Consider the following 19,217-nt stretch of genomic DNA (forward strand, 5'->3'; position numbering starts at 1 on the left):
TACCTCCTAAAAGTTTTGTGAGACATGCTGCTCTGAGTTCACTTCAGGCAAAGCCTGCTTTGGAAGCATAGGCGCCTTACCTCATCATGACGGTGACGTTTCCGGCGGTCAGCATAATTGTGACAGCCAGAAAGAACATCAGCGATACGGCGGCCAGAGCCGCGAATACGTAGATCATGCTTTTACCGACCGTCTGCAGGCAGACTACAATCGGTGTCTCGCCCAAGGGCTGCATTACGGCGGCAGCCACGTTGTAGATCAGGGCAAGGACGAGTATTTTAATCGCCGGAAATGCGCAGAGGAACAAGATGATAATGACACCCGATAACCCGATGGCGTTCTTCACCAGGAGCGATGCAGAAATCACCGTATCCGTGGCATCCGCGAACATTTTCCCGATCACCGGCACGAAATTCCCTGTAATGTATTTCGCGGCGCGGAGGGTCACTCCGTCCGTCACAGAGCTGGTTATTCCCCTGACAGAGATCACGCCAAGAAACACAGTCAGCAGCACGCCCAGCAGTCCGGCACCCACATTCCGCAGCAGGTTTGCCAGTTGGGTCAGCTTGTATTTGTCCGACATGGCGCTCACCAGATGCAGCACCGCCGAGAAGAAAAACAACGGGAAAACGACCGTATGAATGATCGTGCTCACCGTATGGATCATGAACACGATCAGCGGATGGGTGACGGAGACCGTCACAATGTTTCCCATTGAAGCCAGCAATGCGAACAGCAGAGGAATCATGGCCATCATGAAGTCGGTCATGCGGTCGATGGCATCCTTCGCATAGCCGATGGCTACATTGAAACTATTGACGGCAATAACCAGTACAACCATGTAACAGAGCATATAGGCGATTTTACTGACGGATTTCCGTTCAAAAGCGGTCTGCAGCGTCTCCAGAATCATGCTGAGCACACTGATCATCACAATCGTAACCAGCAGCTTGCCGTTGAACATCACCTCATGCCACATAAAAGAAGTGAGTCCGGACAACACGCTTTTGAAGCTTAGGCCATTCTCGCCCGGCAGCAGCATATCCATCAGCGACGGAGTCTTGCCTTCGGGGAAAAATCCGCCATAGTCTTTCATCAGCTTATTCCAGTACGATTCCACTTCGCCTGTAGGCAGGTCCTGCACCTGCCCCTTCACCCAATGGTCTACCGCGGAAGAGGAGCCTCCCTGGGGAGTAGACTGCGGTGGCGGAGAGGGGACTGCTCCGGCTGCGAAGGCGGTGCCTGAACACCACAGCAGCAGCAGGCAGGGCAGGAGCAGCAGAATGATTTTTAATTTTGGTGGCCGGAACACACTTCTTGCCCGCATACCCTTCCCCCCCGCCCGCTTTTAACATCGCCTCATGCCCCTATGCTTGTCAGGTTGGCAATAGCTTCATCACCGTCTCGATAATAATGCTGATAATCGGCACGGCCAGCACCATGATCAGCACCTTGCCGGCCAGTTCAATCTTGGAGGCAATCGATTCCTGTCCGGCATCGCGCACGATCTGCGCCCCGAACTCTGCGATATAGGAAATTCCGATAATTTTGAACACCGTTTTGATATAGATCATTTCCATGCCCGAGGACTCGGCCACCCGCTCCAGCGTCCCCAGAATCGTTCCGATCTTGCCGATCAGGAACAGGAAGATCAGAATGCCTGCGGCCGTGGTCAGCAGGAAGGCGAACATCGGCTTTTGTTCCTTCAGTACGAGTATCAGGACCGTCGACAAGAGCCCAATTCCTACCACTTGAATGATTTCCATAACCTTGGCCTATTGAAAAAGAAAAATCGTTTTGATTTCCTGGAGCAGGCCGTCCAGCATGCGGATGACCATAAACAGCACGATGATAAAGCCGACAATCGTTACCCAGTGGGCGATGTCTTCCTTGCCCATCTGCTTAAGCACCGTGTGGATCATGGCGATAATAATGCCGATGCCGGCAATCTGGAAGATCGCGTTGACTTCAATATTCATTCCTGGCACCTCGCTAAAAGATCAATATGACGATCAATGCTCCAAGCAGCAGACCCAGGCTTTTGCTCATTTTTTCATATTTGCCCTGATCTTCTCTGGCCACTGTCTCCTCCTGCTTCAACTGCTGCAAAGCCAGCGCGATGTGAGTGCTCTGATTCGAACGGTCGCTGGTACCCAGCGTGCAGCTTAGCTGCCGGAGTATTTCCTTCTCCGCCCCTTTCAGGGAAGCCGCCTTCCAGTGCTCCTCCATGGCCTTCGAAATGGCATCTTCGGCGCTGCGGTCCAGCGGCGGGCTCATCTCCTCGGCCGCTGTGGTGAAAAATGCCTTCAGCGGCTCCTTCGACTGCATCCCGATCCGGCGCAGCGCTTCCGGCAGCGGGGTGTAGCCATACTGGATCTCCGTCTCCAGCCGCTGCAGGGCTGCGATCAGGCCTCTGATGTGCCTGGGCCTGTCAGCATACTGGGCGGCCCGCTTGAACCCGGCCAGCGCGCCTGCCAGGACGATCAGCACCGCTCCGAAGAGCTTAAGCATGGCGCTCACCGCCCCGCCGTTCTTCGGGAGCGGCCAGCAGCAGGCTGCGCCTCTGCCCGTCCAATATGCGGAAGGACAGCCCCGCATCTGTCCGGTGGAGGATCACATAGCGCTCAAACATCGGGTGCTCCAGCAGTCCGCCGAGTCCGGGCCGCCGGGCCAGCTCAGACACTTCCTTGCCGTGTGCCGAAGCAATAACCGTGATCCCTGCATGCAGCGCTTCGGTGACGGCTTCGGCATCCTCCAGCCGGCCGATCTCGTCGGCGATCAGCACATCGGGCGAGAGCGAGCGGATCATCATCATCATGCCCTCCGCTTTGGGACATCCGTCGAGGATGTCTGTCCGTGGGCCGACATCAAAAGCGGGAATCCCGCGGCGGCTGCCGGCGATTTCGGAGCGCTCATCGACGATGCCGACCTTCAGGCCCGGACGGCTGCCCTCGCGCCCGCTTCTTGCACCGGCCGAGATCTGCCGGGCAAGATCACGCAGCAGGGTGGTTTTGCCGTGCTGCGGAGGCGAGAGAATCAGCGTATGCATGATCCGCTGCCGCCCCTTGTCGAGCAGGTACGGCAGCACGCCGTCGGCGATGCCCGGCAGCTCACGGGCGATCCGTACATTGAAGCCGGTGATGTCGCGCAGATGCTCCACTCCTCCGCCGCTCAGCACGGTCCGGCCTGCAAGTCCAATCCTGTGCCCGCCGGGGATTGTAATGAATCCCTTGCGGAGCTCCTCCTCCATCGTATAGAGCGAATGATTGCTGATCAGGTCCAGCAGCCGGTGCGTAACCTCCCGTTCAGGCTTGTACGCTTCTTCGGGACTCAGAGTCAGGCTGCCGCCTGCACCGAGAAAATGGTATTTACCTCCGGAATAATTGATCTCCAGCGGGCGGCCTTCGCGGATACGGATCTCTTCCACCTTGTCGAGCAGGGGAGCGGGCAAGCCTCCCAGCAGTGCTCTTATTTGTTCAGGAAACAACAGCAGCCAGTCATTAGCCATACAGAGTACCCCCAAGTTGTCCTCTACTTAAATAGCTTTAATCCATACTTATGCTTGTACGTGTGCTTTATGACTATCATCTATCATTTTTTTAGAATCCCGATTAAGAGAAAGGCAACCCCGCAGCCAATCCAGCCCAGCTTCCCCCAGGACAGATCCTGTGCCATCCCCGTCAGCCCAACCGCTGTGGTCAGAATCAGAATGGTCGGCCCGACAAGGGCCAATCCGGAATTGACTGCCAGCGCCTTATCCACCTGGTTCAGCTTCAGCATAATCAGAGCTGCCGCTATTTCCACACTCCCGGACAGCAGCCGCAGCGCCGCCATCCAGCTCACATACTTGTCCAACCCGTTCACTCCTTTTACAAATCTATTTCCGGGAATCCCGTGTTTTTCTTGCTGTTATCCATGGATATGCGGGACGGGCTTACTTTAGACAAGAAGAAAAAAGGGAATATACCATGGAGTGTGAAAGAAATCATAGTGAACCCCTCTATAAAAAAATATCATCGGTATGATAAAATATATTTTGCGCGTTTTAAACAGGCTGCTCTGGAAAATATAAGTGCAGGCTCTTGGATAAACTAAGGGCTCCTTATCTTTTCAGGCAGCATCCTAAAATGCAGATACAGACATCGGAAGAAGAGGGGATTTATGTCATGCAAGTTCGTAATGTTGTAATGCCGCTCGTTACAGGGCCGGTTGCCAAGCAAGTGAAAGAAGTCGCCATCATTATTTTTTCGGCCTTTCTGGTCGCGAGCGGGCTGCGCCTGTTCCTCATTCCGCATCAGCTGCTCAGCGGCGGGGTTGCAGGAGCGGCATCTGTCATCGGCTATCTAACCAATCCTAAGTACATTTCGCTGTATTATTTCTCCATTAATCTGCCTATCCTGATTTGGGGTTTTGTGGCCGTGGGCAAAAAATACATCTGCTATAGCCTGCTGTCGGTCGTAACCACGACCTGGTTCTTGAATATCATTCCGCTGATCAAGCTGACCAAAGACCCGATTCTGGCCAGTATTTTCGGGGGAGTCATCATCGCCGGGGGTGTGGGCTTCTCTCTTCGGGCCGGAGGCTCCTCCGGGGGCTTCGATATTCTGGGCTCCATCATTACACGCAAGCGTGATATTCCGATGGGCACCGTTCTGTTTGTGCTGGATGGGCTGGTCATTCTGAGTCTGGGTTTTTTCAAAAGCTGGGATTCCGCCCTGTACGCCATGCTCTGTATTTTCGTCAAAAGCCGTGTGGTCGATATGATCCATATCCGCCACATCAAGCTGACCTGCTTCATTATCACCAAGGAGCGTGAAAAGATGCTGAACCGCCTCACCTGCCTGCCCCATGGCATCACTGTGGTTAATGCGGAAGGCGGGTACAGCCACGAGGGGAACACCATGCTCATGACCGTAACCACCCGTTACGAGCTGGCGGAGCTGCGCAAAACGATCCTCGAAACCGACCCCAAATCGTTCGTCAACGTGCTTGAGACGGTAGAGATCGTCGGCCGGTTCAGACGGCTGGGGTAGTGTCCGCACAAAGTACCGAAATCCATACCCATACCCAACAGTCCCATCCCCTGCGGCAAGCGGAGGATGGGACTGTTTTGTTCCTATCAAGGGATTGGGACGTCCATGAGACACCACGCGCTATAAATTGATTGAACTTAAATATTTTTTGAACAGAGCTCGTCCTCCTTAGCGGAAAAAACCGAAAAGGTTCACTAATCGATGTTCGTTACGCTCATGAAGTAGCCTATGTTGGAAAAAGTACCACTAATCAGGCTGAAAGCGGCCGCATAGGCTGAATAGAGATGGATTAGGTGTACAAAATTCCACTAAAACCTTCTGTAGCGAGAATTTCAGCGATTTCGTTTTACTTTTTCCACATAGCCATCTAATGGACATAATTAGGACAGCAAGTTCACGGTTCCCGGAACAGCCGCTGATGATGTACAGGGCGGCGATTTAACTTTGACGGTCGTCATAACGGGAACGGTCTCCCCTGATCAAAAAACAGGACCATAGGAGGTGAGAGATTTGAAGATCCATAGAATAGATCATGCGGGTATAGTCGTAAATGACCTCTCTGCGGCTAAAGCGTTTTTTCTCGATTTTGGCCTTGAGGTGCACGGGGAATGGGAAGCGGAAGGAGAGTCGTTGGACCGGATAGTGGGGCTTAATGGCGCTAAAACAGCCTGTGTAGGATTGGGAACGCCAGACGGTCAAACATGGATAGAGTTAATCCAATATATTTTGCCGTCAGATGAGCGGGGAATTCAGTTACCTTTTGCAAATACCCCCGGTATCCGGCATCTGGCATTTATTGTGGAAGCTATTGAAGCCATTGTCGCCAAATTGAAAAATAAAGGGATGGAAATCTTCAGTGAGATCCAACATTATGAAAAAAGTTATAAATTATGCTGCTGTCGCGGACCAGAGGGAATGATTATAGAGCTGGGGGAACGAATCAGATAATTGCGATTGCGCTAGGCTTAACCTCTTAAATATCCATCATTTCCGGTGACTTTGGCAGTTATACAATTGCAACGCAGCGAGTGAAGCTGCATAGAAGGCGATGTGGGGGAGACGATTTTGCTGCATACCTTCATTTCATAATTCCCGCAAAAAAAAAGCCCCGCCGCCCTATAGGCAGCGGGACATTTCGACTAAGGCGAGTAAGGTGAGACCGAAACCCCCGGCTTCTAGCGGCGGTCCTTCGGTCCTCCGACAAACGCCTGCTCTTCTGTATCCAAATTGTAGGCGGTGTGAAGCGCCTGGATAATTTTTTGCAGATTGCCGGACTCAATTACGCATGACACTTTGATCTCGGAAGTGCTGACCATCTTGATGCTCACGCCTTCTTTGGAGATCACCTCGAACATTTGCGCCGCTACACCGGGATGGCTGACCATACCCGCGCCGACAATCGATACCTTGACCAGATTATCCTCGGAAGTGACTTCGCGGTAAGGAAGCTCGCTGTGAAGCCCCTCGATAACCTTTTTGGCATGCGCCAGCTCGCTCAGTGCAATGGTGAAGGAGAAGTCGGCTTTCTCGTTCTGCACACCGCTCTGCACGATGATATCAACGTCCACACCCTCCTCTGCAAGCTTGCCGAATACCTGGGCGAGGACGCCCGGCACATCCGGCACTCCCAGTATACTGATCCGCGCCACGTTTTTGTCATATGCAATTCCGCTAACTACCACACCCTGCTCCATGCTTGCTTCCTCCTTCACAACAGTACCTTCATTATGGTTAAAGCTTGATCTGACGACCAGCTTCACTTGATATCGTTTGGCGTATTCCACAGCCCGCGGATGCAGCACCGCTGCCCCCAGGTTAGCCAGCTCCAGCATTTCATCATAGGAGATCTCATTGAGCTTGCGCGCAGTCTTCACGATACGCGGGTCCGTGGAATAAATACCGTCCACGTCCGTATAGATTTCGCAGACGTCCGCTTGGATGGCTGCAGCCAATGCTACGGCTGTAGTGTCCGATCCCCCACGGCCCAGTGTAGTAATCTCTCCGTCTACAGTCATCCCCTGAAAACCGGCTACGATAACAATTTGATCGCGCTCCAGCGACTCCAGAACCCGGCGGGGATCAATTTCATTGATCCGTGCCCGGCCATGTGTCTCATCGGTCCGGAATCCCGCCTGCCAGCCTGTATAAGATACAGCGCTGCGGCCCATCCCATTCAGGGCGATGGACAGAAGCGCGACGGAGATCTGCTCCCCGGTCGTCATGAGCATATCCATTTCGCGTGCGGGGGGCTGCCCGTTCAACTGTATGGCCTGATCGATCAATTCATCCGTGGTATCTCCCATGGCGGATACAACCACAACACAGCGGTGACCCTCATCCTGCTTATCTGCGATGCGCCCCGCAACACGCTTCATTCGTTCAATGTCGCCAACGGAGCTGCCTCCGAATTTCATGACATAAAGTGACAAAGTCCATTTCACTCCCTATTTCGGTCTATGTAACAGCTTATAATGGTTTCGTGCTTTAAACCAGTATAATACGAAAAACGCCTCATGCGGTAATAGTTTCACAAAAAAAACCGCTTATTTTCCGGACACCAAATTTTTCCTGTCCAGAATAAACAACTCTGCCGGACTTGGAGTTACCTGAAGGGCCTTCCATGATTCCTGCGCAATCCCTAGTGGAAAAAGAAAGGTCAACTAATTCGCCCAGGCACCATGTTTCTCCACCCAATAGGTGGAAAAAGGTTAACTAATTCAGCCCATTTGGCCCCCGATGGAGTAATTTTGCCCTATTAAGTTTCCTTTTTCCACTTACGTCTTACGATTACTGCCTTTGTGGAGAATTAAGTTCCCTTTTTCCATCTAGAGCTATGACGCTTCTTCAACTGCCTCTTCTCACCTTCATTCCCCAGAAAAAACATATAGTTCCCTACAAAAAAAACCCCCGCCGCAAGCGCGGGGAGGCTGATAAACATCACTTCTCTGATAATCCTACGCGCGGGAAATGTATTTGCCTTCGCGGGTATCGATCAGCAGAACGTCGTTCTCATTGATGAAGAGCGGGACTTGTACCGTGAGGCCTGTTTCCAGAGTTGCTGCTTTGGTTGCACCCTGCGCTGTGTTGCCTTTAACGCCAGGCTCAGTTTCCGTAACCTTCAGCTCCACGCTGGTTGGCAGGTTGATCCCGAGGATTTCACCCTGGTAGCTGACAATATTCACGGTCATGTTTTCTTGCAGGAAGTTAAGCTCCCATTCCAATTGCTTGGCGGACAGCTCGAACTGGTCGTAAGTTTCGTTGTCCATGAATACATGGTCCGATCCGCTTGCATACAAATATTGCACACCGCGGTTTTCGATGATGGCGCGGCCGATGGTTTCACCGGCACGAAAGGTGCGCTCAACAGTGTTGCCGTTGCGCAGGTTTTTAAGCTTGGAGCGCACGAATGCGGCACCTTTACCCGGCTTGACATGCTGGAAATCGAGGACGGTAAAAATATCCCCATCCACCTCTACGGTCAAGCCTGTTTTGAAATCGTTAACTGAAATCACTAAAAATCCCTCCTGGAATCAATTTACCTGATTACAAACACCTTACAATACCAAATAATCCTTTGAAGAATGGGTCAGCAGCATTGTGCCGCTTTCGGTGATTACGATATCATCTTCGATCCGCACACCGCCCAGACCCGGCAAATAAATGCCTGGCTCTACAGTTACAACCATCCCCGGTTCCATAATTTCATCCGCCAGCTTGGACAACCGCGGGTTTTCATGAACCTCCATACCCAAACCGTGTCCTGTGCTGTGTCCGAAATATTCACCGTAGCCGTAACGGGTGATGACGTCACGCGCCAGAGCGTCGCATTCCCTTCCGGTCATGCCCGGCTTGATATTGGCCAGCGTGTGGAGCTGCGCTTCAAGCACAATATCGTAAATTTCTTTGAGCTTAGGGTCCGGAGTGCCCAATGCGATCGTACGTGTTACATCCGAGCAGTAGCCATCCAGCAGCGCACCGAAATCGAAGGTCACGAATTCATTGTTCTGAATGACCTTGCTGCTTGCCACGCCATGCGGCATCGCTGACCGTTCACCGGAAGCCACAATCGTATCGAACGAAGATGAGGTTGCGCCGTGGGTGCGCATGTAGAATTCCATTTCCAGATCCACGTCACGTTCGGTCATGCCGGGCTTAATCACATTCAGGATGTGGCTGAACGTGGCATCCGCCAGATCTGCAGCACGCTGCATCACAGCAAGTTCGCCTTCATCCTTAAATGCCCGCAGATTCTCAACAGCCTTGGAGACCGGCACCAGCACCGCAGGCTGCAGCGCAGCCGCATATGCACTATAGGCACTGAAAGTCACGTCATCCTGTTCGAAGCCGATGCGGACATTCGCGCCCTGCAGCAGCTCCCGGACAGTATCAATAAATTTCGGACCATGCTGTACCACCTTCAGGCCTGTTACCTGTTCCGCCGCCTGTGTCATATACCTGAAGTCAGTCAGCAGATAGCTGTCATCGCCGGTGACCAGAACAAAACCGGAAGAACCGGTGAATCCGCTTAAATAGCGGCGGTTAATGCCGCTGGTTATTAAGATCGCATCCAATCCCTGTTCCTGCAAAACCTTGCGCAGCTTGGAGACACGCTTGTTGCCCATTTTCATTCTCCTCTCGAAATAGCCACATTGTATTTTAACATAGGGTCATGCCCTTGAGAAGTTTTTTCGGGCTGTCAGGCAAGCTTTGTCTGCTGTTCGCGTTTCCGTTCATCCGTATACTCGATAGCTGCCGTATACCCGATGAATAATCCCCAGAGCAAAAAAATGCAAAATTCACTGACCACTGAGTTCCACGGCAGCCTGAACATCTTCTGCTGCAGGAATTGCCATGATCCGGCAAGGAAGATCGCCGACCAGCACAGCACACCGAAGATCATCCCCGGCCATGGCCCCTTCAGCTTGCGCAAGATCAGCACATACAGCAGGGCCGCTACCACCGAAAAAGCAATAAAAGACAGATATCCTAACAGATGACCCGCCGGTGTCATCAAGAACTTATGCTTAAAAAAGGGCTCGGCCAGAAATCCCGGAATCACCTTGGTAAAATGCAGGGCATACGTCAGCCAGCGTACCCCTCCCCAGATTAATCCGGCGAAAAAGCCCAGCTCCATGCCGAAAGCCCAGGGGTTGGTACGTTCCGTTTTTTGCTTATGGGATTTGCTCATTATGCTGCCTCTCTTTCAATTGATGGAATAGCTTGCACGCTCTCTGCTCCCAGTTCCTAGTATGTACAGGAAAAGGCAATCCAACTAGCAATGTCGCCATAAATTAGTTACAATGTATTATATAAATCACATTAATACACGGGAAGGTGAATTGGTTGTCCCAAGAAACTCCAAGTTACGGCGGCCAAGCCGTCATTGAAGGCGTTATGTTCGGCGGCAAGCATATCAATGTAACTGCCGTAAGAAGGAAGAACCAGGAAATTACATTTTTGGAGGTGCCGAGAAGCGATAAGAGCTGGGTCGTTAAACTGCGCAGGATACCGTTTCTTCGCGGCCTTGTCAGTATTATAGATTCCAGCGCCAAAGGCTCCAAGCATTTGAATTATTCAGCAGAATCCTATGCCGAGGATGAGACCGAGCCGGAAGATTTGGCTAAACAGCAGGAGAAAGCCAAGAAAAAGGAAGAGGGCTGGAGCCTGGGGATGATTTTTGGCGTAGCGATCATGGGTATTTTATCTTTTCTTTTCGGCAAGCTGATCTTTACCCTTGTCCCTGTCTTTGTTGAAAATTATCTGTTCAAGAATGCATTTGATAACTACATTCTGCACAACCTCGTAGAAGGCGGAATTAAACTGGTTCTCTTGCTCGTCTATCTGTGGGCCATCTCTCAGACCCCTGTAGTGAAGCGGCTGTTCCAGTACCATGGCGCCGAGCATAAGGTCATCAGCGCATTTGAAGCCGGTGAAGAGCTGACCGTAGCGAACGTGCAGAAGTACAGCCGTCTGCATTACCGCTGCGGAAGCAGCTTCATGATGCTGACAATTATCCTTGGCGTCATTATCTACTCCGTGTTTCCTTGGGATAACCTGGTTGAACGTGTAGTGCAGCGGATTGTGCTGCTGCCGGTCGTCATCGGTATCTCCTTTGAGGTTCTGAAGGGAACCAATGCCGTAAGAGACATTCCGGGACTGAAGTATCTGGGCTACCCTGGACTGTGGCTGCAGCTGCTTACCACCAAGGAACCCAAAGATGAAATGGTCGAAGTCTCCATCGCCTCATTTAACCGGATGCGGGAGCTGGATGCCGCAATCGAAGCAGGGGCATATACTGAAGCAAGTGTGTCAGGCGGAATATTGGATCCTGCGAAAGGATGAGTGGTCTATGATCAAGCATGCTTTGATTTTTTGGATAACGGTCTCACTGGCGGTACTGGGTCTGGTAACACAGTTTATGCTGATTGGCTTCCGGGCATTGACTTCTTTAATTATTCCGTTGCTGCTTCTGGGGATTGTGTTTTATGCCTACCGGTCAGCTAAGCTTGGCAATGGTCAGGGTTCCGGCAAATCCAAAACCAAAGTAATACCTTCCCAAAAAACGATGGCCAAGGTTGCTGGTCTGCGTAAAACACAGTCAGCAGCTCCCGGCAAACGCAAAACCTATCCGTTTCAGGTCATCGAAGGCAGCAAGGGCAAGAACGATGAGCAGCTGCCCAAATATCATTAAAAAAGCCTTCCCGCGCAGCAATGTGCGGGAGGGCTTTTTTAATATATGATTTTATATGCTTTACGCAATCTTAGAAAATTGTAGGCTTCGGAAGCGGCCGCCAATTTTTGAAAAATGCCTCCCCCGCCTTGTATCCTGCCGTATACAGCTCGTCACTTCTCTCCGGCGCGAGATTGAACTCAGTCATCGAGATGCCCAAAGTGGGAATTTTAACCGTCCGGATAAATTTTTCCGTTTCAATGTAACGTTCATCATGGGCAGACAGCATGGTGCCCACCATAGCCTGCAGCATACTGAAAGGACCGGTAATTCTGTGCGGCTGCGGTTGTGTTTTTCCGATCATCTGATAACCTACCGTGGGGATTCTGCGGCCCGGGCTTTTGAAGCCCTCTTCCTTCTCGTCGAAGAGCCACAACGGAAAATTGCTCAACAGGCCCCCATCGACCATATAGACAAACTGCTCAGCAAAAGACTTTCCTTTAGCCGCTTCATTACTCATTCTCAGCATTACCGGATCAAAAAAATACGGGATGCTGCAGCTCATCCGCACCGCTTTGGCCACCTCGAAGCTGTCCGGGGAAATCCCATACTGCTTCAAGTCGTCGGGCAGCACAACCAGACGGCCGTTCGTAATATCGGAGGCGATAATGGACAGCTTGCCGCGGGGCAGATCTCCAAAGGTGACAATTCCTTTTTCTTTCAAAATCCCGCGTATCCACGACTCCAGCGCCTCCCCGGAATACAGCCCTTTTTTGATCAACACACGTAATGCCGGTCCCACATAAGCCGTATTATAGAGAAAGCCCCTTTTTAGAAAAGAGGTAAAAACAGTTGCCTGGATAATCCTGCTCATCGCTTCACCGTCATACCCCGCGGCAAGCAGCGAGGCGATGATGGAGCCCGAAGAGGTTCCCGCCATCCGCTTAAACACCGCCCCCGCCTGCTCTGAAGCCTGAACCGCGCCCGCGAGCGAAATCCCCTTCACACCCCCGCCTTCAAATACGGCATTGATCTCCATAGACAGTCATCCCCCGTTCCATAGACCTAATGCTTATCTATGAGCACGGGGGAAGTTTCATGACTTGAAATAAAAGGTCAGCAAGCTGGCAAGTCCGAATGGATCGCGGCTTACAATATCATTCGCTCTGAACATGATGCTGCCGGCTACTTCATTGTACTTCTCATTATATTTCAACTGGTTGATGATCTGTTCGCCGCTCTGCCACTCTGCGCTTTTGTCAGTTCCTACCTTGTAGGTGGCCTGTCCTATGTAGAGCTTGACTCCGGTACCCTTCACCTCGTTCACCCACCAGTCCACCAGCTTGTCGTACCGGGCCGCATTGAAGGAGAGGCTCCAATAAATCTGCGGGGCAATATAGTCGATCCAGCCGCTGCGTATCCAGGTCCGCGTATCAGCGTACATATCGTCATATGCAGATACACCTGCAGTGGTATCGGAACCCGTGCTGTCCGCCTTCTTGTTGCGCCAGACGCCAAACGGGCTGACACCGAAGGAGACATCCGATTTCACGCCATGAATGGACTGGCCGAGACGGCTGATGAAATCATTGATATTGTCCCGCCGCCAATCCCCCTTGGAGCTGATGGACTTGGAATTATAGGTCTTAAACGCCTCATCATCGGCAAAAGTACCGGATGGATAGAAATAATCATCCAGATGGACACCGTCAATGTCATAGCCCTTCACTACTTCCATAACGGTATCGATGATATGCTGGCGCGCTTCCGGAATGCCCGGATTAATATAGAGCTTGTTGTCCGCCTTGACGATCCATTCCGGATGGGCTTTTGCCACGTGATTGCTCGCCAGATTGGCCGTGCTGGCATCCGTAGTCGCACGGAACGGATTGAACCAGGCATGGAACTGCATGCCCCGGCTGTGAGCGGCTGTGATCATATAGTCCAGCGGGTCATAACCCGGATTCTTGCCCTGCGTGCCGGTTAATATCTTGGACCAGGGAACCAGCACCGAAGGATACAGGCTGTCGCCGGAGGGTCTGACCTGCACGAATACGGCATTGAAGCCGGTTCTTTGCAGCTTATCGAGCAAAGTGTTGAATTCCTGTTTCTGCTTGGCCTCATTTCCTGTTGAAGAAGTAGAAGGCCAGTCCAGATTGAACACGGTTGAGATCCAGGCCCCTTTCATTTCTTTCGAGACCTTCGCTCCAGGGACCGATGGAACCGTAGGCGCAGGCACCGTTGGTGCCGGCACGCTTGTTGCCGGTACATTTGGTGTAGGTACAGGCGTCGGTGTCGGTACGCTTGTCGGTGCAGGTACCGTCGGCGCGGATGGCCCGACAATCTCGGCGTTTGAATACAACGCGATGTGCTTGGTTGCCTGATCCCACACGACCTGAAGTCCGAGCTGTTCACTCACAAAACGCAATGGCACCGTCACCCGGCCCTGAACAATCTGCACAGAGGTATCCAATGCTACAGGTGTTCCTCCTACGTCGGCTGTCTTTTTGCCGCTGGTGAGCTTCAGCACGTTCTCGCCTTTGCTGATTGTCGCAGTCTTACTGCTTTGATTCCACTCGACCGCTGCACCCAGCCCTTTGCTGACTACACCTACAGGAACCATAGTCACGCCTGAAGCGGTGATAAACGGCGGTACGTCACTGCTCAAGGCCTCGCCATCAAGCTCAATGGTTATCGGTATAGCCGCCGCCCGAACGCCGGTCATACCGAACGGGAGACATAACAGCAGCACCAATAATCCTAACATCCATTTACGGTAATTCATAATTCCTCCCCGATATACAGTGAAATTTGCGCGGACACCAAAAAACGGCCTTCTCGTCCTTATAAAAAGGGAGACGGCCGTTTCTCTTGCCAAACGGAGTCCTGAACAAAAAAGAACGATACCGTTATGACGTAAAAAAACTGGAAAGGTTGCGGTAAACACCCAAAAACAACATCATTTATGAGTCGCTGACCAGTTCAAGATGAATATCGTATAAGGTCTGCAGACGCGCTTCATCACGGCGAAAATACTCCACTAGCGTCTCAATGCGCGTAATGGAGTCCCAGCTCAAATGATGCTCGATTCCTTCCACATCCTTATAAATATGCTCCTGCTGTACTCCGATCAGGCCGAGGAATTCCTCCAGCAGCTGGTGACGGTCAACGAGACGTTTCCCCACTTTTTTCCCTTTGCTTGTTAGGACAAGCCCACGATATTTCTCATAGATGAGATATTCGTCCTTATCCAGTTTTTGGATCATCTTGGTCACAGAGGAGGGGTGGACTTCCAGTCCCTCGGCAATATCCGAGACCCGCGCATAACCCTTCTCATCGATGAGCTTGTATATGCGCTCCAAATAATCCTCCATGCTGGGTGTTGGCATTAAACTTTACCTCTTTTCTATAATGAGCGTGGCGCCGGGGCCGACCTTGCTCTAACAATGATACATGTTTCTGCCGCTCCTTGGCAAGTCCTGCAGCATAGTTCCCACAGTTCCTAGCGATGTTTTCCATGGTTTTCGTCGGCCCAATATCGGCACAATAGCCATATCCTCATTCATAAGGAGCGTGAATTCATGGCCACGGCAGTAACTGAACGCCCTTCCGCAAAAAAACACCGCAAGCCGACCGGTCTGTTTATTCCTGAACTTGTTTTTTTTGAGCCGGAGGCGCTGAAATATCCCAAAGGTGTGCGGATTATGGAATGGGTTAAGGCGCAGAATATCCCTTACCGCATGACCACTTCACACAATCGGATCACCAATCTGCCGGGAGAAACGGAACTGGAGCAATATAAAATTGCCAAACGCACCCTTGTAGTGGGCATCCGCAAAACCTTGACCTTTGACCAGTCCAAGCCCTCTGCAGACTATGCCATACCGATTGCCACCGGCTGCATGGGCCACTGCCATTACTGCTACCTGCAGACAACACTTGGCGCTAAACCGTATATCCGTGTGTATGTCAATACAGGCGATGTGATCGATGCGGCCAAAAAATATATCGAAGAACGGGCCCCGGAAATCACCTCCTTCGAAGCGGCATGCACCTCTGATCCGCTGGGACTTGAACATATCACCGGTTCTCTTGCCGAGCTGATCAATTTCATTGCTGGCGAGCCGCTGGGGCGGCTGCGTTTTGTAACCAAATACCAGCATGTGGAGCCGCTGCTCCATCTGAAGCATAACGGCCACACCCGGATCCGGTTCAGCGTGAACGCTGATTATGTGATCCGGAATTTCGAGCCGGCGACCGCACGCTTCGAGGAACGGATTGAAGCTGCGGGACAAATCGCCCGGGCCGGCTACCCGCTTGGCTTCATTATCGCCCCGATCATCTGGCATGAGGGCTGGCAGGAAGGATACGCTGAGCTGCTGGCGAAGCTGGCCCAGGCGCTGCCGCCGGAGGCGGGCAAAGGCCTTACTTTTGAAATGATCCAGCACCGGTTCACCAAGACGGCCAAAACAGTCATCGAGAAACGTTATCCGAAATCCAAACTGGAAATGGACATCGAGAAGCGCAAAAAGAAATGGGGCCGCTGGGGCCAGCACAAATACGTCTATCCCGATGAACAGCAAACCGCCCTGCGGGAATTCATCACAGAGCGGATCTTCGAACATTTCCCGGAAGCGGGAATTGATTATTTTACCTGAATAGAAGGGGGAATTGGGATCGATACTAGAACTTCAGCCAATCCGGCGTAATCCCCTGAAGCCATATGGTGATGCGGAACATCTGGTCCGTAAACAGCAGGAGTCCCATGAAAATCATAAGTCCGCCGCCCACCTTCATCAGCAGATTGGAATATTTGAGGATGCGCCGGGCTCCGCCGAGGAAGAAGGCCAGAACGAAGAAGGGCAGTGCAAAGCCGATGCAGTAGGCCGTAATCAGCGTAAACCAGGCCCCTTGGTCGCTGGCCGACAACGCAATGATCGGAGTCAGGATCGGCCCGATGCAAGGAGACCAGCCTGCCGAGAAACCGATACCCAGAATGAACGAGCCCAGATAACCCGCCGGCTTCCATCTCATATGGAGCTTATGTTCACGGAGCAGAAACCTGGGTTGAAAAATCCCCAGCAGGAACAGTCCCATCGCCATCACAAGGATGGCCGATAATTGCCGGATCAAATCCCGCTGCTCCTGAAATACTTCTCCGAACAGCCCGGCTCCGAAGCCAATCGTATAGAACACTGCAGATAATCCTAGAATAAAGGCCAGCGTATGGCTGATGGTCCGGAAACGGGCCTTTTTGGTATTGCTGCCCGCCTTTAATTCCTGAACAGACAGACCGGTGATATAGCTTAGATAGGACGGGTAAAGCGGCAGACAGCAAGGTGAGATAAAAGACGCAACTCCGGCAGCAAAAGCAATTCCTGCATTCAGATTGGACAAAGTGGCTTCTCTCCTTCCGGGTCACTTCGTGTATAGCGGAATATATTGCCTTTTCCTATAACCGTTCCACTCTTTCGTTTTCCGATAACCGTCCACTCTTTCGTTCACTTTATGCAGGCAGTCCCTTTTTGCCAATCAAGGTCAGGGCCAGCAGTGTAATCAGCAGCAGAACAATCGTGGCGCCAGGGGCCAGATTCCAAATGCCTGCAACCACCAGCCCGCCGACCACCGCAATCTCTGCAATGATGACAGACAGCACCACCGAGGACTTGAAGCTGCGCGACAGCAGCAGACTGATCGCCACGGGAATCGTGAGCAGCGCCGATACCAGCAGCGAGCCGACGATCTTGATCGCCGTACTGATGACAAGCGCCGTCAGCACCGTAATCAGCATATTCAGCAGCTTCACAGGGAGGCCGCTCACGCTGGCAGCATCCTCTTCAAAGCTGAGCAGAAAAAATTCTTTGAAAAACAGGGTCACCACGACCACCACCGCCAGGGTAACGATACCCACTACGATAAGATCAGTATTATCCAGTGTATAAATGCTGCCGAACAAGTAGCTCATCACATCCGCATTATACCCTTTGCCCAGAGTGAAAAAAAGCGAGGCCAGGGCCACACCGCCCGACATAATGATGGCGATAGACAACTCAGCATAGCTCTTGTACGCCTTGCGCAGCTTCTCAATAGCGAAGGACGCCACCACCGCGAAGATCAGCCCCGCCCCCAGCGGATAAAAGCCGGTCAGAAAGCCTAGTGCTACCCCGGCAATCGTCACATGCGCCAGCGTATCGCCGATCATGGACAGACGGCGCAGGACCAGAAACACGCCGATGAGCGGCGCGGTAATGCCAATCATCAGCCCGCCCGCAAGCGCCCGCTGAAAAAAATCACTGAATAGAATTTCCAAGATTACAATCTCCTTTATATTCGATCCAACCTTTTTCGATCCCTCCCAAACCCTCCCTTCCAAGGGAGGGCCCCAAGGGCTCCGCCCTCTGGACACCCGGCAAGGGCAACTTGCGTGAGAGAATCGGTAGATGGTGCTTAGAGACGGGGATGAAGGATCGCTTTCCGTCCCTTCGGGACACGCTTAACGGATGCGGGATTTAGATACTGATACTTAAGAACCCCTGTCTTTATCGTATGACCAATCGCAACTCGCATTTACGCAGCAGAGCCGATGCCAATAGAAACGATGCCAGCAGAGTCGATGCCGGCAGGGAAGCGGGAGCATGACTTCCACCCGGAGGCGAAATTTAGACAAGTGCTTTCACCTCTAAACCAACTTTAACATGCCGCTGCTCATCTCCCGCCCAAATGAACTGGAGTCTATTTATGAGATTGTATGCTGCAGGTTGTCTACAGCGCAATCCTGGGCGTCATGGGAATGGCGGCAGTAAAAATTGATTTTGCCGTTCTTTTGCACCGGCTCCTCGCCCAGATAGTTCTTGATCATATCAATGTCATGCGACACCATCAGGAACGTCATGTGGTGATGCGCATGCATATGTAGGATCAATTCGAAGAATCCGGCCTGCGTCTCGGCATCAATCCCGACCGTAGGTTCGTCCAATATCAGCAGATCCGGATGATTGATCAGCGCCCGGGCCAGAAAGACACGCTGCTGCTGGCCGCCGGACAGCTGGCCGACTCTTTTATCCGCTATATCCTGTATCCGCATTACTTCCAGCGCATCGTCGCATTTCTGCTGCTGCGCTTTGGATACTCTGCGGATCAGGTTTTTGTTATTGTATAATCCGGACATTACGACCTCGCGCACTGTTGCCGGGAATAATGGGTTAAAAGCGTTTTTCTGCGGCACATAGCCGATCCGCTCCCAATCCTTGAATTTTCTGACGGGTTGTCCAAACAGCTTGATTTCACCGCTGGTTGCAGGGAGCAGGCCGACAATCATTTTCAGAAGCGTGGTTTTCCCGGCCCCGTTGGAGCCGATAATGCCGAGAAAATCCCGTTCCTTCACAATATAGTTTAGGTCCGTTATTACCTTCTGTTCGCCGTAGGAGAAGGACAGATCCTGTATTTCAATCATATGCTGATGGCAGTCCAGGGATACCGGTTGCATAAGAGTACCGCCTTTCACTTATACTTTC

General features: G+C 52.0%; 21 protein-coding genes. 5 read left to right on the forward strand and 16 right to left on the reverse strand.

Annotation, left to right across the window (positions count from 1 at the left end):
- Positions 1-76: 76 nt before the first annotated feature.
- The 6 genes from spoIIIAE to PGRAT_RS20825 all read right to left on the reverse strand — a co-directional run bounded on the left by spoIIIAE (position 77) and on the right by PGRAT_RS20825 (position 3,855).
- Positions 77-1,327, reverse strand: coding sequence for a stage III sporulation protein AE (gene spoIIIAE, locus PGRAT_RS20800; RefSeq protein WP_025703760.1), 1,251 nt, complete (start codon positions 1,325-1,327; stop codon positions 77-79).
- Between the two features lie 49 nt (positions 1,328-1,376).
- On the reverse strand, positions 1,377-1,766 hold the full coding sequence (spoIIIAD, locus tag PGRAT_RS20805) for a stage III sporulation protein AD (protein WP_025703761.1): 390 nt from the start codon (positions 1,764-1,766) through the stop codon (positions 1,377-1,379).
- 9 nt (positions 1,767-1,775) lie between these two features.
- Positions 1,776-1,979 carry a stage III sporulation protein AC gene (gene spoIIIAC / locus PGRAT_RS20810; protein ID WP_020426549.1) on the reverse strand — a complete coding sequence of 68 codons (204 nt, stop codon included), beginning with the start codon at positions 1,977-1,979 and terminating at the stop codon, positions 1,776-1,778.
- 13 nt (positions 1,980-1,992) lie between these two features.
- A complete protein-coding gene (gene spoIIIAB, locus PGRAT_RS20815) occupies positions 1,993-2,511 on the reverse strand; it encodes a stage III sporulation protein SpoIIIAB (RefSeq protein ID WP_042267155.1) in 519 nt (172 codons plus the stop codon).
- The gene (gene spoIIIAA / locus PGRAT_RS20820) at positions 2,504-3,508 is read right to left on the reverse strand and encodes a stage III sporulation protein AA (RefSeq protein ID WP_025705503.1); all 1,005 of its coding nucleotides are present in this window, start codon (positions 3,506-3,508) and stop codon (positions 2,504-2,506) included. Before spoIIIAA ends, spoIIIAB begins: the two co-directional genes overlap by 8 nt.
- Before the next feature lie 83 nt (positions 3,509-3,591).
- On the reverse strand, positions 3,592-3,855 hold the full coding sequence (locus PGRAT_RS20825) for a YqhV family protein (protein WP_025705504.1): 264 nt from the start codon (positions 3,853-3,855) through the stop codon (positions 3,592-3,594).
- Between the two features lie 311 nt (positions 3,856-4,166).
- Here PGRAT_RS20825 and PGRAT_RS20830 point away from each other — a divergent pair, with 311 nt between their 5' ends.
- Both PGRAT_RS20830 and PGRAT_RS20835 read left to right on the forward strand, forming a co-directional pair.
- Positions 4,167-5,033 (forward strand): YitT family protein, encoded by an 867-nt coding sequence (locus PGRAT_RS20830; protein WP_025705505.1) that lies wholly within the window; start codon positions 4,167-4,169, stop codon positions 5,031-5,033.
- A 510-nt stretch (positions 5,034-5,543) separates the two neighbouring features.
- Positions 5,544-5,981, forward strand: a complete 438-nt coding sequence (locus tag PGRAT_RS20835; RefSeq protein WP_025705506.1) for a VOC family protein — start codon at positions 5,544-5,546, stop codon at positions 5,979-5,981.
- A 227-nt stretch (positions 5,982-6,208) separates the two neighbouring features.
- On the opposite strand, the gene PGRAT_RS20840 is transcribed toward PGRAT_RS20835, so the two are convergent.
- From PGRAT_RS20840 to PGRAT_RS20855, 4 genes are all read right to left on the reverse strand, one after another.
- Positions 6,209-7,462: an aspartate kinase gene (locus PGRAT_RS20840; RefSeq protein ID WP_025705507.1), complete on the reverse strand. Its 1,254-nt coding sequence runs from the start codon at positions 7,460-7,462 to the stop codon at positions 6,209-6,211.
- Positions 7,463-7,987: 525 nt separating this feature from the next.
- On the reverse strand, positions 7,988-8,545 hold the full coding sequence (efp, locus tag PGRAT_RS20845; protein ID WP_025705508.1) for an elongation factor P: 558 nt from the start codon (positions 8,543-8,545) through the stop codon (positions 7,988-7,990).
- Between the two features lie 42 nt (positions 8,546-8,587).
- Positions 8,588-9,655, reverse strand: a complete 1,068-nt coding sequence (locus PGRAT_RS20850; protein ID WP_025705509.1) for a M24 family metallopeptidase — start codon at positions 9,653-9,655, stop codon at positions 8,588-8,590.
- 74 nt (positions 9,656-9,729) lie between these two features.
- A complete protein-coding gene (locus PGRAT_RS20855; protein WP_025705510.1) occupies positions 9,730-10,221 on the reverse strand; it encodes a YqhR family membrane protein in 492 nt (163 codons plus the stop codon).
- 206 nt (positions 10,222-10,427) lie between these two features.
- Between PGRAT_RS20855 and PGRAT_RS20860 the strand changes: the two genes are divergently transcribed.
- Together PGRAT_RS20860 and PGRAT_RS20865 are read left to right on the forward strand one after the other, a co-directional pair.
- The gene (locus PGRAT_RS20860; RefSeq protein WP_154969167.1) at positions 10,428-11,375 is read left to right on the forward strand and encodes a DUF1385 domain-containing protein; all 948 of its coding nucleotides are present in this window, start codon (positions 10,428-10,430) and stop codon (positions 11,373-11,375) included.
- A gap of 7 nt (positions 11,376-11,382) precedes the next feature.
- Positions 11,383-11,724, forward strand: a complete 342-nt coding sequence (locus tag PGRAT_RS20865) for a hypothetical protein (protein ID WP_025705512.1) — start codon at positions 11,383-11,385, stop codon at positions 11,722-11,724.
- 70 nt (positions 11,725-11,794) lie between these two features.
- Here the strand turns inward: PGRAT_RS20865 and PGRAT_RS20870 are convergent, their stop codons facing one another.
- From PGRAT_RS20870 to mntR, 3 genes are all read right to left on the reverse strand, one after another.
- Complete coding sequence (locus tag PGRAT_RS20870; protein ID WP_025705513.1) at positions 11,795-12,742, reverse strand: patatin-like phospholipase family protein; 948 nt, start codon at positions 12,740-12,742, stop codon at positions 11,795-11,797.
- Positions 12,743-12,799: 57 nt separating this feature from the next.
- Positions 12,800-14,488 (reverse strand): family 10 glycosylhydrolase, encoded by a 1,689-nt coding sequence (locus PGRAT_RS20875; protein ID WP_025705514.1) that lies wholly within the window; start codon positions 14,486-14,488, stop codon positions 12,800-12,802.
- Between the two features lie 178 nt (positions 14,489-14,666).
- Positions 14,667-15,092 carry a transcriptional regulator MntR gene (gene mntR, locus PGRAT_RS20880; RefSeq protein WP_019909637.1) on the reverse strand — a complete coding sequence of 142 codons (426 nt, stop codon included), beginning with the start codon at positions 15,090-15,092 and terminating at the stop codon, positions 14,667-14,669.
- Positions 15,093-15,284: 192 nt separating this feature from the next.
- Here mntR and splB point away from each other — a divergent pair, with 192 nt between their 5' ends.
- Complete coding sequence (gene splB / locus PGRAT_RS20885) at positions 15,285-16,361, forward strand: spore photoproduct lyase (RefSeq protein ID WP_042267158.1); 1,077 nt, start codon at positions 15,285-15,287, stop codon at positions 16,359-16,361.
- 25 nt (positions 16,362-16,386) lie between these two features.
- On the opposite strand, the gene PGRAT_RS20890 is transcribed toward splB, so the two are convergent.
- The 3 genes from PGRAT_RS20890 to PGRAT_RS20900 form a co-directional block, all read right to left on the reverse strand.
- The gene (locus PGRAT_RS20890) at positions 16,387-17,100 is read right to left on the reverse strand and encodes a cytochrome c biogenesis CcdA family protein (protein WP_025706750.1); all 714 of its coding nucleotides are present in this window, start codon (positions 17,098-17,100) and stop codon (positions 16,387-16,389) included.
- Positions 17,101-17,209: 109 nt separating this feature from the next.
- Positions 17,210-18,013 (reverse strand): metal ABC transporter permease, encoded by an 804-nt coding sequence (locus PGRAT_RS20895; protein ID WP_025706751.1) that lies wholly within the window; start codon positions 18,011-18,013, stop codon positions 17,210-17,212.
- Between the two features lie 426 nt (positions 18,014-18,439).
- Positions 18,440-19,189 (reverse strand): metal ABC transporter ATP-binding protein, encoded by a 750-nt coding sequence (locus PGRAT_RS20900; RefSeq protein WP_025706752.1) that lies wholly within the window; start codon positions 19,187-19,189, stop codon positions 18,440-18,442.
- Between the last annotated feature and the right edge of the window lie 28 nt (positions 19,190-19,217).

Source organism: Paenibacillus graminis (assembly GCF_000758705.1).
GTDB lineage: Bacteria > Bacillota > Bacilli > Paenibacillales > Paenibacillaceae > Paenibacillus_AQ > Paenibacillus_AQ graminis.

Coding starts and splice junctions, on each gene's coding strand:
- spoIIIAD (WP_025703761.1), bottom strand. CDS start 1,766: ATGGAAATCATTCAAGTGGTAGGAATTGGGCTCTTGTCGACGGTCCTG.
- mntR (WP_019909637.1), bottom strand. CDS start 15,092: ATGCCAACACCCAGCATGGAGGATTATTTGGAGCGCATATACAAGCTC.
- PGRAT_RS20850 (WP_025705509.1), bottom strand. CDS start 9,655: ATGGGCAACAAGCGTGTCTCCAAGCTGCGCAAGGTTTTGCAGGAACAG.
- PGRAT_RS20875 (WP_025705514.1), bottom strand. CDS start 14,488: ATGAATTACCGTAAATGGATGTTAGGATTATTGGTGCTGCTGTTATGT.
- spoIIIAE (WP_025703760.1), bottom strand. CDS start 1,327: ATGCGGGCAAGAAGTGTGTTCCGGCCACCAAAATTAAAAATCATTCTG.
- PGRAT_RS20900 (WP_025706752.1), bottom strand. CDS start 19,189: ATGCAACCGGTATCCCTGGACTGCCATCAGCATATGATTGAAATACAG.
- PGRAT_RS20860 (WP_154969167.1), top strand. CDS start 10,428: ATGTTCGGCGGCAAGCATATCAATGTAACTGCCGTAAGAAGGAAGAAC.
- PGRAT_RS20830 (WP_025705505.1), top strand. CDS start 4,167: ATGCAAGTTCGTAATGTTGTAATGCCGCTCGTTACAGGGCCGGTTGCC.
- spoIIIAC (WP_020426549.1), bottom strand. CDS start 1,979: ATGAATATTGAAGTCAACGCGATCTTCCAGATTGCCGGCATCGGCATT.
- PGRAT_RS20865 (WP_025705512.1), top strand. CDS start 11,383: ATGATCAAGCATGCTTTGATTTTTTGGATAACGGTCTCACTGGCGGTA.
- PGRAT_RS20870 (WP_025705513.1), bottom strand. CDS start 12,742: ATGGAGATCAATGCCGTATTTGAAGGCGGGGGTGTGAAGGGGATTTCG.
- spoIIIAB (WP_042267155.1), bottom strand. CDS start 2,511: ATGCTTAAGCTCTTCGGAGCGGTGCTGATCGTCCTGGCAGGCGCGCTG.
- spoIIIAA (WP_025705503.1), bottom strand. CDS start 3,508: ATGGCTAATGACTGGCTGCTGTTGTTTCCTGAACAAATAAGAGCACTG.
- splB (WP_042267158.1), top strand. CDS start 15,285: ATGGCCACGGCAGTAACTGAACGCCCTTCCGCAAAAAAACACCGCAAG.
- PGRAT_RS20855 (WP_025705510.1), bottom strand. CDS start 10,221: ATGAGCAAATCCCATAAGCAAAAAACGGAACGTACCAACCCCTGGGCT.